The organism is Terrihalobacillus insolitus, assembly GCF_028416575.1.
GTDB classification, from domain to species: domain Bacteria; phylum Bacillota; class Bacilli; order Bacillales; family Amphibacillaceae; genus Terrihalobacillus; species Terrihalobacillus insolitus.
Genome location: NZ_JAMQKB010000004.1, coordinates 188,109 through 201,176, shown reverse-complemented (window position 1 = coordinate 201,176; position 13,068 = coordinate 188,109). Strand labels below are relative to the sequence as shown.

Annotated in this window: 12 protein-coding genes and 1 pseudogene; 5 read left to right on the top strand and 8 right to left on the bottom strand. The window is 34.7% G+C overall.

Translation table 11 applies throughout. From position 1 onward, the window contains the following. Positions 1–920: transposase (locus NC797_RS06790; protein ID WP_272436009.1), on the top strand; the 920-nt coding region annotated here is incomplete at its 5' end. Between the two features lie 187 nt (positions 921–1,107). On the opposite strand, the gene NC797_RS06785 is transcribed toward NC797_RS06790, so the two are convergent. The 3 genes from NC797_RS06785 to NC797_RS06775 form a co-directional block, all read right to left on the bottom strand. Further along, positions 1,108–1,686, bottom strand: coding sequence for a CBO0543 family protein (locus NC797_RS06785; protein WP_272436008.1), 579 nt, complete (start codon positions 1,684–1,686; stop codon positions 1,108–1,110). Positions 1,687–1,841: 155 nt separating this feature from the next. After that, entirely contained in the window at positions 1,842–2,048 is a 207-nt protein-coding gene (locus tag NC797_RS06780; protein ID WP_272436007.1) for a hypothetical protein, read from the bottom strand. Positions 2,049–2,258: 210 nt separating this feature from the next. Beyond that, positions 2,259–2,897 carry a hypothetical protein gene (locus NC797_RS06775; protein ID WP_272436006.1) on the bottom strand — a complete coding sequence of 213 codons (639 nt, stop codon included), beginning with the start codon at positions 2,895–2,897 and terminating at the stop codon, positions 2,259–2,261. Between the two features lie 386 nt (positions 2,898–3,283). Between NC797_RS06775 and NC797_RS06770 the strand changes: the two genes are divergently transcribed. Further along, on the top strand, positions 3,284–4,885 hold the full coding sequence (locus NC797_RS06770; protein WP_272436005.1) for a S8 family peptidase: 1,602 nt from the start codon (positions 3,284–3,286) through the stop codon (positions 4,883–4,885). Between the two features lie 52 nt (positions 4,886–4,937). Here the strand turns inward: NC797_RS06770 and tnpA are convergent. Together tnpA and NC797_RS06760 are read right to left on the bottom strand one after the other, a co-directional pair. Next, positions 4,938–5,243 (bottom strand): annotated as a pseudogene (gene tnpA, locus NC797_RS06765) (IS200/IS605 family transposase); the annotation flags it as partial. Between the two features lie 103 nt (positions 5,244–5,346). Then, complete coding sequence (locus tag NC797_RS06760) at positions 5,347–5,823, bottom strand: hypothetical protein (protein WP_272436004.1); 477 nt, start codon at positions 5,821–5,823, stop codon at positions 5,347–5,349. A 756-nt stretch (positions 5,824–6,579) separates the two neighbouring features. On the opposite strand from NC797_RS06760, the gene NC797_RS06755 reads away from it, so the two are divergent. From NC797_RS06755 to NC797_RS06745, 3 genes are read left to right on the top strand one after another with little or no spacing between them, the layout of a single operon-like run. Further along, a complete protein-coding gene (locus NC797_RS06755) occupies positions 6,580–7,185 on the top strand; it encodes a matrixin family metalloprotease (RefSeq protein ID WP_272436003.1) in 606 nt (201 codons plus the stop codon). Between the two features lie 19 nt (positions 7,186–7,204). Next, complete coding sequence (locus NC797_RS06750; RefSeq protein ID WP_272436002.1) at positions 7,205–7,843, top strand: cytochrome D1 domain-containing protein; 639 nt, start codon at positions 7,205–7,207, stop codon at positions 7,841–7,843. A gap of 4 nt (positions 7,844–7,847) precedes the next feature. After that, positions 7,848–8,426, top strand: a complete 579-nt coding sequence (locus tag NC797_RS06745; protein ID WP_334313219.1) for a S8 family serine peptidase — start codon at positions 7,848–7,850, stop codon at positions 8,424–8,426. Positions 8,427–8,503: 77 nt separating this feature from the next. Here NC797_RS06745 and NC797_RS06740 read toward each other — a convergent pair whose 3' ends face one another. From NC797_RS06740 to NC797_RS06730, 3 genes are all read right to left on the bottom strand, one after another. Then, positions 8,504–10,657: a type IA DNA topoisomerase gene (locus tag NC797_RS06740; RefSeq protein WP_272436001.1), complete on the bottom strand. Its 2,154-nt coding sequence runs from the start codon at positions 10,655–10,657 to the stop codon at positions 8,504–8,506. A gap of 209 nt (positions 10,658–10,866) precedes the next feature. Then, complete coding sequence (locus NC797_RS06735; protein ID WP_272436000.1) at positions 10,867–12,192, bottom strand: TrkH family potassium uptake protein; 1,326 nt, start codon at positions 12,190–12,192, stop codon at positions 10,867–10,869. A 138-nt stretch (positions 12,193–12,330) separates the two neighbouring features. Beyond that, on the bottom strand, positions 12,331–12,999 hold the full coding sequence (locus NC797_RS06730; protein WP_272435999.1) for a potassium channel family protein: 669 nt from the start codon (positions 12,997–12,999) through the stop codon (positions 12,331–12,333). Positions 13,000–13,068 lie beyond the last annotated feature (69 nt).

Sequence of the window (13,068 nt, the reverse complement as noted above, 5' to 3'; positions counted from 1 at the left end):
ACAAAAAAGAATTCGAATGGCTAAAAGAAGTGGACTCCTTGGCATTAGCGAACGCTCAACTGAACTTAGATAAGGCATATAAAGCCTTTTTCAAAGGTAACGCTAAGTTTCCAAAATTCAAAAGTAAACGACATAAACAAAGTTACACAACAAATCTCGTCAATGGAAATATTGAATTGTTCGATGGTCATATCAAATTACCTAAACTGAAAAAGGTTAAAATCAAACAACACAGAGAAATACCTTTGGAATGCAAAATGAAATCCTGTACCCTATCTATGACTGCATCAGGAAAATACTATATTTCTATTCTTACAGAGTGTGAGAAGGAGATCGAAGCTAAAGAAATTCAAGACGTTGTAGGGTTAGACTTTGCGATGGATGGGTTGTTTGTCGATAGCGAGGGTGAGAAAGCCAATTACCCCAAGTATTATCGACAAATGCTTGAGAAATTAGCAAAAGAACAACGTAAACTTTCCCGTAAAAAGAAAGGCTCTTCCAATTGGAATAAACAACGAATTCGAGTAGCTAAAATTCAAGAGAAAGTAGCCAATCAACGTAAGAACTTTCTTCACCATAAATCAACGGAGTTAGTGTCTAACTTTGATGCTATTGTAATTGAGGATTTAGACATGAAAGGAATGTCACAAGCACTTAAATTCGGCAAAAGCATAGCTGATAATGGGTGGGGAATGTTCACTTCTTTCTTACAGTACAAACTAAAAGGACAAGGGAAACAACTTGTCAAAATAGACAAATGGTTTCCATCTACTAAAACTTGCTCGAATTGTGGAAATACTCAACCAATGCCTATGAATATTAGGATGTATGTTTGTTTATGTGGACTAAATCTTGATAGAGATTACAATTCAGCACTAAACATCAAAAAAGAAGGCATTCGCTTATTAGCAACTGCCTAAAGACAATATGAACTCTTGGAACAAGAGGGTTAGCTTGGTCAATTTTGTCAGCTACCAAAAGTGGCGATTACCCAAGAAGCCCCACTTCAAGCAACCCGCAAGGGTGGTAAGTGGTGGGAGTAGTTCACTATACCCTACTGTAGCCATTTTGTTTATTTTTGAACATCCTCTACAATCAAATTTTCTTTTACATTGATTCTACATTTGCTTTGTTCATTTTTAAAAATATCTTTGTAATGACCCATGCAAACAAGTAAATTCCCAGATATCCAATTAAAAGGTGGAAGTAGCTAACACCATCTCCTAATTCAAACAAACCAATACTTGTTAAAAATGGTTTTATTGCAAATGAATAAATAATAGCTAACAGTATTGAATATAGGTGGAAATTCTTATTATGGTTTAGAGTCCACTGGTAAATTAACATAAATGATACAGGTACTAAAGAGGCATCTAAAGAAAAACTGGAGGGCAATACAGCAAGGATCTGATATGGATAATTCCACCAGCCATTTTGAACACCTACAATATCCGTATAGGCAAACCATGCGTGAACATTGAAGCCATAGAAACCAAGATGGAACATCCTTCTCCTATCAATTGTATAATACAGCACAACTAATGGTAACAAAAGCATGAATAAGACGATCCAAAATTGCCATGTATCAATGTTAGAATATACTTGCCAATATTCCATTTGATCTTGTGTTAAACGTTCTTGAAGCATATTAACTTCCTCAAAAAGCTTTCGCTGTTCTTCACTCAATAGAAACATCCTCTCTTATTTTACTTTTCATAATTTTCACCTAAAGCCTATTACCTATTCTAATTAAAGGTGGATTTCGTACGAAAAACAGGAGTCGTTCATTGAACGGCTCCTGTTTTACTGACATCCTGTTAATTGACGCCAAATGCTTTGATCTATTGTAACTGATTCGTTTGATAGGTGCTGGTAGGTTGCTGGGACTGTTGACTTTGTGCCGACGTATTACCCATACTTGAAGCAAAAGGAATCGCTTGTTGCATTATTTTGCCTATGCCTTGTCCTCTTGTCATGCTATAATAAGCTGCTGCGCCAACACCAACAGATGCTAATAGTGGTACCCACATTCCTTGTTTATTGTCCATGACTTTTCCCCCTTTTTTTGTCTTACCTTCTTACTTTCTCCGATCACAATAAATCCATGTAGAAAATTAATCGGACAATCCTGTGAATAAAGGGAGATTCTACATGATCAATGCATTTGAGTATAGATAAACTTCTTTATGTTAAACTAAAAGTAAATGGCAGCAAACTTACTTATTTCATTAAAAAAAGGCACCAATATAGTGCCCTTTTCAACTACGGTTATATGCAATTCGGGAGATGACCCAAGATGTATCTATTTTTTCAAAAGTAACATTCATTTTCAATATCCCGTGTAATTCACTTTTGTGTAAAGAATCCAACTCATATGTTTCATCATTTATTTTTGTAATTTGATATGGGTTATTTTTGTCAAATTTAGGTTGTCCATCCATTGGAACCAAATAAACGCCCTCGTCACCTTGATTTATTCCATCTTTCCACACCGTCTTTGTTGCTTCCTCAGACATAAAATCAGAGAATATGTCATAAAACTGCTCTTTCGTTTCAATTGACTTCATCTTATAACCTACGTACTCCTTTGAAAATTGCTGATAGTTCACTTTTGGTTCCACACGTTGCATCATATTATTATACTTTTCTAGCAGGTTCAAAAATATAGTTTCCACAACATTCTCTGCTTTTTGATCAATCGGTTGATCTATGGAAGTCAAAAGAGGAGCCATCGCATCGGACTGTGAAATGTCTGAGTCAAGATTTACGACGTTCTCAGCGGCAGATACTGTATTAGAAGCCCTATTATTCCCACCTTCTTCCTTCAACCCACAACCAGAAATGAACAAAACGGTTAAAATAAAAGTAACAAACATAGATGATTTCAAGATTAACACCCTTTCCTCTCCATCTATTAAAATAGACGTATTTATACACTTAAATGTTTCAATTTCATTACAATATTATTACTTCTTTATATACATTATGCCCAATGGATTGGATTATATTCTGGTAATCTAGTACTATTTTGTTTTTTATAGCTTTTTTACCTTTTCATTTATAGTATTCCTTAAAAATACAACGCGTTAAACATAATTCAAAAACTTATAGAGTCTTAAGCGTTCATTAGATTCATTTCTTATTTTTCCCTCTATTTAGATTACTGCGTATACAAGCTTAGCTTTCCTTTCATAGAACATTATTAGACTTTGTGGAAGGGAGGATTGTAGATAATCATCGCAATTTTTAGGTTGTCGCTTTAGAAATAGAGGAGGGATTTTTTTTGAAATTGAATCGAATAGAAGGACAACATCCTTCGTTAGCCTTTAATACTGCAGATCATTTAAAATCTGTTAAAAAGAGCCACTCGTATCACTCATTCAATGAACCGAAAAAGTCTAGTAAAAATACAATTCATATGCACCTAGAAGATAAAATCAATCAATCAGACGGTCATCATTCCTTTGAAGTCATTATCCAACTAAATGATGAACTAAAAAAAGATAAACAGAAGCTACAAAAGGCTCTTGGGAGTGCCATTACAGTAAGCCATGTTTTCACCCATATTGATGCGATAGCAGCAACTTTAACAGCAAATCAAATAATTAAACTAAGTCAGCATCCCCAAGTTTACTCAATTGAAGAAAATATTCGGATCGATATAAATCTAGACACAGCAAATAAATGGTTTGGAACAGAAGCAGCACGTGAGGATTTTAACCTTACTGGATCAGGCGTTACAATTGCTATCGTAGACACTGGTATTGATAACGATCATTTAGACTTAGATGAAAATAAAGTAATTGGCTGGAAAGATTTTGTTAATAGGAATGACTCACCTTACGACGATCAGGGACACGGTACCCATGTAGCAAGTATAGCTGCAGGAACTGGGGATGCCAATTATCGTTATAAGGGGGTTGCACCAGAAGCAAAACTGGTTGGTATTAAAGTATTAGATGCAAATGGGTCAGGATCGATCACGCAAATTATTCAAGGGATGGAGTGGCTAATCGATCATAAGGATCAATATGGTGTGCAAATTGCGAATCTAAGTTTCGGCTCAAGTGGTAGTTCAGATGGTACTGATGCGTTATCTCAAATTGTAAATGCTGCAGTCGATCGGGGCATCGCTGTTACAGTAGCAGCTGGAAACCAAGGACCCGAGAAATATACGATTGGATCACCAGGTGCGGCACAAAAAGCAATCACAGTCGGTTCCATGGCGGACGTCGGAGAAAGAGGATTTTTCCAAAACGATTTTTCATCACGGGGTCCCACTGAAGATGAGCGAAGAAAACCAGATATTTCTGGACCAGGGTATCGCATTACAGCTGCACAAGCGAATTCGTATAACGACTACGCGACATACAGCGGAACAAGTATGGCAACCCCATTCATAGCGGGGACGATTGCATTAATGCTTGAGTCAAACCCTTCATTAAGTCCTGAAGAAATTAAAAATAATGTACTTGAAAGTTCAGAGGACTGGGGCAAGGAAAGCAAAGATATTGATTACGGTGCAGGAAGATTACAAGCGTATAAAGCTATAATGAATGCAGGAAATCAAAGAGAAAATCTCCCAGCAACCCCTAATCACACTCAAATAAATGGACGCTTACAATCAACAAGAGATCGAGATCTTTATCAATATCGTGTTGAATCACTCGATTATCCAGTTTCACTGACATTAATTTTAGATAATGAAACGAGTGATTTTGACCTTTATGTGTACGATTCAAATGGCTATTTAGTTGACTATTCCTATACAACAGAGAGGCAGGAAAATGTATCATTCGTACCAAAGAGTATTGATGACTACGTTGTAGAAATATACAGCTATCGAGGGAAAGGCGCTTACTATTTAGACATTAGTGGTGGATAACAATTATGTAGAAAGCCCAGTTTCTCTGTCTTAAACAGAGAAACTGGGTGCTACCCCAAAAACGTTTCTTGAGCTCTGGGAATTCTTCCTGAAGTAATCTGGATGATCTTCCTTTTAGATATTGCAATATTTTACTCGGAGCCACGCTTGGTGGGCATGATAACAATAAATGAATGTGATCCTTCCCAACACTACCCTGTAATATTGTGATCCCTTTGGCTTCACAACCTTGCCTAATTAGTTCTCTTACTCTTATTGCCATTTGACCTCGTAATACCTTATATCTATACTTTGTTACCCAAATCACGTGATACTTGATGTCATGTACTGTATGGCTACTTTTCCTATATCCGTCCATAATTTCACCTCACACCTTAAATATGGACGAATAAAGATAAGGCTAAAAGCTGATACCGTCTAAAGACGGTGGAGTTAGACCTCGCATTTGTAAATTAAAATGGTCATGGTGCCTCCTCTTTATCATAATTTTTTAAAACAGAAACTGCTTGCCTTATTTTATTATCTATTTTTCTGAAACGTTCTTTGTTATTATTAGCTTCTAAATCGTGATAAAATATTAAGATATTCTTTACTTGGTATTGACCATGTAAAATTAACTCCAGATCTGCAGTTTTTTGTTCGAACTGTCTGATACCTTCTTCTAATGAACCCTCGGATGGAAAAACATAAATATACAACCTTCCTGAAGAAGTACTATAAGTAGTCGGTTCTATTCCATTTAATTTTTCTTGAAAAATACTATCACCTGAATTATTTTCTTGTGATATTAATTCTAATTGAATTCCCTGTTCTTTAATTGACGATATTACTGTATCTAATTTTAGCCCTTCAATTTTAATTTCGTCTGAAGACTCTGTACAACCAATTAAAAGTAAAGATACAACTATGAGAAAAATTGTTAACTTGAAAAACTTCATAAAAATATCCTCCCTCAATAAAGTTTTATTTTTCCCAGATGATACTTACGTATTATAAAAATATAATCTAATAGTTGATACCTTTAAAATTTGAATACATTCAATTTTTACATAGTAGTACCATCCTATCTTCCAAACTGGATTGGTTTGGAAAAATGTATAACCGTGATTATTTAGTTTTTTACATCACTAATAATCACTCACCCCCCATATATACATTCCTTCGTCTTGCATACCCATTAAGTTGATTTTTCTGATATGCTCCTTTGCTGGATTATAATTCTCGTAATGCCCCATTGTTCATTGTTTCAACAACATATTCACATGAATTTTCTATGTCTCTTTTTGTATATTTTGATACCAAATCAATTATTCTTTGAGAGCTGTGATACTATTGTAAAAAAATAGTGTCTTTCCAAATTCAATGCCTAAATCACCCTGTGCGTGTACAATATCAATGCCTATGACTAATGCTTGTGATGTAATTAACGTTATTTTGCGTATTCATTTAAGTCCTCGATGGTATTTTCAATTTCGATGTCAACGCGCATTGACAATTTCGTTCATTACAGGGATGCTACTTATTATTAGTAGTTAGTTGACTAAAAATATTATAAATCTTAACTGTAAATTGCACTTAAATCAATTTAATTGTAAGAGTAAAATTATAAAATAATCAATTTTTTGAATTTTATAATTTTATAGTTTTATAGTTTATACTTACCATATTACTAAATGTACAAGGAGGTATAAATTATGACTAAACTGAAAATTCCATTTATGATGCTAGTGGCTATAATATTGTCATTAGTATTTTTCCCACCACTCAACGTGGATGCTTATGTGTACTGGGACAATAACGCTAAACTTGAAAAAGGAGTCTATAATCAAGAATATTGGCTTAATGCTGACACATTTGATGGAAAAGACTATAGCTCGTTGGTAAGAACTGCTGTTAGTGATTGGAATTATTCCGTTAATTCCACATCTTCAGATTCTACTGATGTATATTTTACTAAGACTTCTTATCGTGGTTATTCTAATATTGAGTTCTATGTGGATAATTATGGAAGTAATATAGGTTGGAATGGAAATGCTGATTTTTATTCTGGTAGTACTGGTTTAATAAACGGTGGCAATGCTCCTGATGAAGACTATCTTTGGGCGCGTTGCAGATTGAATGATTCAACTCTATATAATGATGAAAATTCTGATATTCGTGCAACTATTAGACATGAAATGGGACATGCGTTAGGTCTAGCTCATTCTAGCTTTAAAAGTAATATTATGTATAAAAACAGGGACAGAACCACAAAAGTAGTTTCAGATAATGATGCCAATGGCGTAAGATATTTATATTAAAAGAAAGGATAAAATAAAAATGACAAGGGAAAAAATATTTGGAATATCTTTAATAACAATGGTGTTGGTCATTACTCTTTTTATTTTTAATAATGCAGAAACCATTGATAATAAAACCGTAACACCTAACACAGAAACTAAAAAAGAAGCTTCAGAAGTGCAAACTATAGAAGCAACAGCTGAATTAACTAATTATTTTGCAACTCTAGAAGATCTTTTAAGTAAAGCTGATTTAGTGGTAGAGGGAAGAGTTAAATCACAGGAAACAATTGTGCATGGTGAAATGCCTTTCACTATTTCAGAAGTAAAAGTTAAATCTAATTTGCTAGAAGGAAAAACAAAAGATACGATTAAAGTTATTGAAACGGGTGGTGTTTACTCTCCAATTGGTAGAGACGGAAAAAAACTTCCTAAAGTTAATATGAAATTGAATGGAGTAGATACATTAAAAATTAACGAACATGTACTTCTCTTTCTAGAAGAATTTGATGGCCCTCAATTAGAAGGTGGATATGTTCCGGTAGGAGCGTATCAAGGAAAATTCAAAGTAAAAGACGGAACTACTTTAGAACAGATTACTGATGTAGAAAATCAACTATCCCCAGAAGAAATGAAACAAATAAAAACTATTGGTAAACTTAAAGAAAAAATAAAATAAACTAATTTCTGGACCAGGGTATCGCATTACAGCTGCACAAGCGAATTCGTATAACGACTACGTGACATACAGCGGAACAAGTATGGCAACCCCATTCATAGCGGGGACGATTGCATTAATGCTTGAGTCAAACCCTTCATTAAGTCCTGAAGAAATTAAAAATAATGTACTTGAAAGTTCAGAGGACTGGGGCAAGGAAAGCAAAGATATTGATTACGGTGCAGGAAGATTACAAGCGTATAAAGCTATAATGAATGCAGGAAATCAAAGAGGAAATCTCCCAGCAACCCCTAATCACACTCAAATAAATGGACGCTTACAATCAACAAGAGATCGAGATCTTTATCAATATCGTGTTGAATCACTCGATTATCCAGTTTCACTGACATTAATTTTAGATAATGAAACGAGTGATTTTGACCTTTATGTGTACGATTCAAATGGCTATTTAGTTGACTATTCCTATACAACAGAGAGGCAGGAAAATGTATCATTCGTACCAAAGAGTATTGATGACTACGTTGTAGAAATATACAGCTATCGAGGGAAAGGCGCTTACTATTTAGACATTAGTGGTGGATAACAATTATTTAGAAAGCCCAGTTTCTCTGTCTTAAACAGAGAAACTGGGCTTTTCCTTATCCCTAAATGTCTCTGGGGCTACTTCTTAAACTCCATTTTCCAGCTAAAGTATGCATGATCTGGATTTTTTTCATATCTCAAATAAGCATTGAACTTCTTTCCCTTTTTGCTTGTTAGTCCTTTTACAAAAGCAACTTTGTTTGATAACAGTGCTTTGACCATCGTTTTCGTTGGTTTTTTTCTCATTGTTGCTAAAAATTTATCGTTTTTCCATATTATAAATTTACAGCCGCTTTTCCAATTACTACAGCCAAATCCTTTATACCCTTCTATAACGTTCCCTCCACAAATAGGACATTTACCTAACACTTCGTTTGATTTACTTTCCGATTCCACTTTGTTTATTACAGTATCTGCTTCGCCTTTTATCTTCTCTACTGACGTTCTAGTAAAATGAAAAATAAAACTTAAAAATGAATCCTTTGTAACCTGATCTTTTTCCATATCAAACAGAGATTTTTCGAGCCTTCCAGTAAATTCAAGATCAAATAAGTCGGTAATTGGGAAAGTTTCAACTAACTTTACACCTAGCTCTGTGCACAAGAGATTTTTTTGTTGGCTTGTAATATACCCGATATCCTTTAATTTTTTGATCGTTTCTGCTCTTGTTGCTGGTGTCCCAATACTAAAGCCCGCTAATATCTCGTCCATGTCTTCCTCATTCTCATCCTGTTTCAAATGTTTTCCACACGTTTCCATTACTCGAAGTAAGGTTTTCTCTGTATGATGCTTTGGAGGTTTCGTTACGTGAGAGGATATTTTTGAATCAACGACCTGGACAGGGTCTTGTTTATGAACAAGTGGTAGAATAACGTCTTTTGTTTTCATTTTCTCTACCTTTTTCCATCCTTCGACAAGCTGCACTTTACCTTTTGTTTGGAAAAAGCCTTGAACATCTTGATCATCTAATTTTGTAACTAGAACAGTCTCTTCATTTTCTGCTACTGGCATGAACTGCATAATAAACCGGTTTTTAATTGCATTATAGACGAGCTCTTGATCAGGTGTTAATCGGCTTGGTTTCACATATGTTGGAATAATAGCACTATGACTTTCCACCTTGGCATTATTAAACACTCTTTTCAACTTTTTAAACACAATTTCGTCCTTATACGGAAGATCCTCTGAAAGCACTTTTAATACTTTTGCTGTTTTTCCAACTATGCTCTCATCTAAAGCCGTACTAGCCGTTCTTGGGTATGTGATGAATTTCTTTTCATAAAGGGTTTGTGCTACCTTTAACACCTTATCTGATGTCCATCCCTTATATTTATTCGTGATATATCCTTGTAAGTTAGAAAGGTTAAACAAAAAAGGTGGGAATTCTTTTTTTTGTTCTACTTGTTTTTCCAAAATGGTTGCTGATTTATTATCGATTGCAAGTTTTATGGAATCTAGCGTATCCTTCGTCTTAAATTTTTCCTGTTTGTTTTGAAAATAGGTTCCCTCATATGTTTGGTGATCTCTCGTTTGAAAAGTTGCTGCCAATTTAAAGTAGTCTTCTGGTACAAACTGTTTTATTTCTTTGTCCCTGTCATAGATGATCTTTAGGGTTGGCAGAAGAACTCTGCCAATGTTGAGTGCCTTCCCCTTACCTGTTTGAAATTTCAGTGTTGCAACAGAGGTAAGGTTAATGCCGATCACCCAATCGGCCCATTGTCTACTCATACCTGCATCCTGAAGGGGTTTCATTTCCTGATTAGACTTCCTATTTTTAATTCCCTGTAGTACCTCATCTGGTGTCCACTCATTGAGTAGTAAGCGATAGACTGGTTTTTTAGGATTTATTTGATTGATGATACTATCCCCTATTAGTTGTCCTTCACGATCATAGTCACAAGCGGAAATAATTTGAACCACATCTTTTCTTTTCATCAAAAAGGCAATCGTTTTTAATTGCTTTTGTGCACCATAGTCTGCATTGTCTCTGTTCTTTGGATCACTTTTTACTTTGTATTGAAAATCAGTAGGAATAAAAGGAAAATGATCCATCTTCCATCTTGCCATTTTCGCGTCATAATCCTTTGCATCGTAAAGCTGTAACAGATGACCAAACGCCCAAGTAATAAGGTAGCCATTTCCTTCAAAGTAGCCATCCTTCTTTTCTTTTATTTTCAATGCATCTGCAATATTTTTTGCAACAGAAGGTTTTTCTGCTAGTATGACTTTCATTGTCTTCACCATTCCTAAAAGAACATTTTTTCTATTAGTCTGTGTCTATTATATCATAGATTCCTCGACTAATCGAACATTAGTTCTTTTTGATTTAAAAATTAAATTAGAGCATCTAAGCTTGTTGAACCGCTCTTTCCCAGATCATGTGAACGCACGTTACAAGGTTGGTAATACCATCCAATGTAGAGGATAATTAGTGTGATACATCATCCTGTTAAGACATCTTCATTCGGAAACCTTATTTGTTTCTTTTTAGGTTGTGCTAAAGAAAAGACAAGTGTCAATGGGCCAATTTTACCTAAAAACATGATGAAAATGATCACAATTTTCCCGACAAAAGTTAAAGAGAAGGTTAATCCCATCGATAATCCAACAGTTCCAAAGGCAGAAATAACTTCAAAAGTTGCTACTAAAAATGTGGTATTCTCTGTAATATTTATTATAAGGATTGCTATTATAATGAATAACATACCAATGCTAGATATTGCTAGAGAGCGATACACAATTGTGTTGGAAAGGGATCTATTTGAAATTACCACCTCTGATTGTCCTTTAAGAAAGGATATAACCCCAAAGACTATTACCATAAAAGTTGTTAGTTTAATTCCACCACCTGTAGAGGCACTACCTGCCCCTATAAACATCAAAATGATAATAAAAAATGCTGTAGATTCATTGAGACTCGTAATATCTATGGTGTTAAACCCCGCAGTCCTAGGAACCACCCCTTGAAAATATGAGGCCCAGAGTTTATTCGGTAGTGTTAATTCTCCCAAGGTATTAGGATTATCGTATTCTAAAACAAAAACGAAAAACATTGCTACAATGCTAGTTATAAATGTACCAAACAGCATCATTTTCGAATGAAGACTTAACTGTTTAAAGTTATGTTTTTTCCAAACATCCATAAGTACAGTAAATCCAATACCTCCAACTATAAATAAGAGGCTAATACTAATATTAATAATGGGGTCTCCTACATATTGCGTTAAACTATCTGACCAAAGTGCGAATCCTGCATTATTAAAGGCTGAGACGGAATGAAAGAGACTGTAATAAAGCCCTTTTTCCCATCCATATATAGGCACCCATCTAGTCGCTAACAACAAGAGACCTAGTAATTCAATGATCAAGGAAAAAACAAATAAATTTTTAACTAATTTGACCACTCCACCCAGAGAGGTTTGATTAAGAGCTTGCTGAATGACAATACGTTCTTTTAAACCAATTTTTCTCCCTAACATAATATAGATGAGAACGGCAAAAGACATAATCCCTAACCCGCCAAGTTGAATCAATGATAATATTACTACTTCCCCAAATACGGTAAAGGTTTGGGGGGTATCTACAACAATTAAACCTGTTACAGTCATGGCCGATGTGGCAGTAAATACAGAATCAATCCAACTTATTGATTCTGTAGTAGCCTGTGGTAATTTTAGAAATACTGATCCTAACAATATACAAGCAAGAAAGACTAAAATTAATAGTTGATAAGGAGATAAGTTAATACTTTTTCGACTCCATTTCATTTTGTTATACCCCCTTTTCAACGAAGAGATGCACAACTTATCAATTTGGTGATTTTTGAACATCCTCTATAATCAAATAAATTTCCGTATGTAGACTAATATCTGTTGTTTTCCTTTTCTTTAAAAGATCATAGTCATCTATACACCTTCAACCTCTAGCCGATTAAGATCACTATTTTCCCCCATCAATATTAAAATGTCACCTTCTACAATTTTCTCATTTGGTGATGGGAGCATTATCAAATGGTGTTCATTTTTCTTAACAGCAATAATATTGCAATTGTACTCCTCATATATATGTATATCATTGATGTTCTTACCGGCAATCTTATCACTAGCAACCACCTCAACAATACTATGATTTTTTGACAACTCTATATAATCAACAATTTTGTCAGAAACGATATGATGCGCAATTCGCTTTGCCATATCCCGTTCTGGATGAATGATTCTATCGGCTCCAATCCGTTCTAACACTTTTTGATGATTTTCATTGCGGGCTTTGACCCAAATTTGCTTCATTCCCATTTCTTTTAATAATAGAGTAGCCAAGATACTGGATTCCAAATCATCCCCTAAACTAATAATTGCGCAATCAAAGTTTCGAATACCAAGTGAATTAAGAGAACCCTCATCAATGGCATCAACTACTACAGCATGGCTTGCAATAGATGCATACTCTTGTACCAGCTCTCTGTTTTTATCTATTGCTAGAACCTCTATCCCAGTATCCGTTAACTCTTTACATAAGCTCCCCCCGAATCTACCTAATCCTATAATGACAAATTCTTTTTTTTCTGTTTTCACCCTTTAACTTCCTTTCAACTTTTCACTTGGTTTTTATCAGTATGAACAGTAAAAAAAATAAATATAATG

Excerpts from the sequence above, each read along its gene's own strand:
- NC797_RS06780 (WP_272436007.1), bottom strand. The coding sequence starts at position 2,048 with ATGGACAATAAACAAGGAATGTGGGTACCACTATTAGCATCTGTTGGT.
- NC797_RS06755 (WP_272436003.1), top strand. The coding sequence starts at position 6,580 with ATGACTAAACTGAAAATTCCATTTATGATGCTAGTGGCTATAATATTG.
- NC797_RS06735 (WP_272436000.1), bottom strand. The coding sequence starts at position 12,192 with ATGAAATGGAGTCGAAAAAGTATTAACTTATCTCCTTATCAACTATTA.
- NC797_RS06760 (WP_272436004.1), bottom strand. The coding sequence starts at position 5,823 with ATGAAGTTTTTCAAGTTAACAATTTTTCTCATAGTTGTATCTTTACTT.
- NC797_RS06740 (WP_272436001.1), bottom strand. The coding sequence starts at position 10,657 with ATGAAAGTCATACTAGCAGAAAAACCTTCTGTTGCAAAAAATATTGCA.
- NC797_RS06750 (WP_272436002.1), top strand. The coding sequence starts at position 7,205 with ATGACAAGGGAAAAAATATTTGGAATATCTTTAATAACAATGGTGTTG.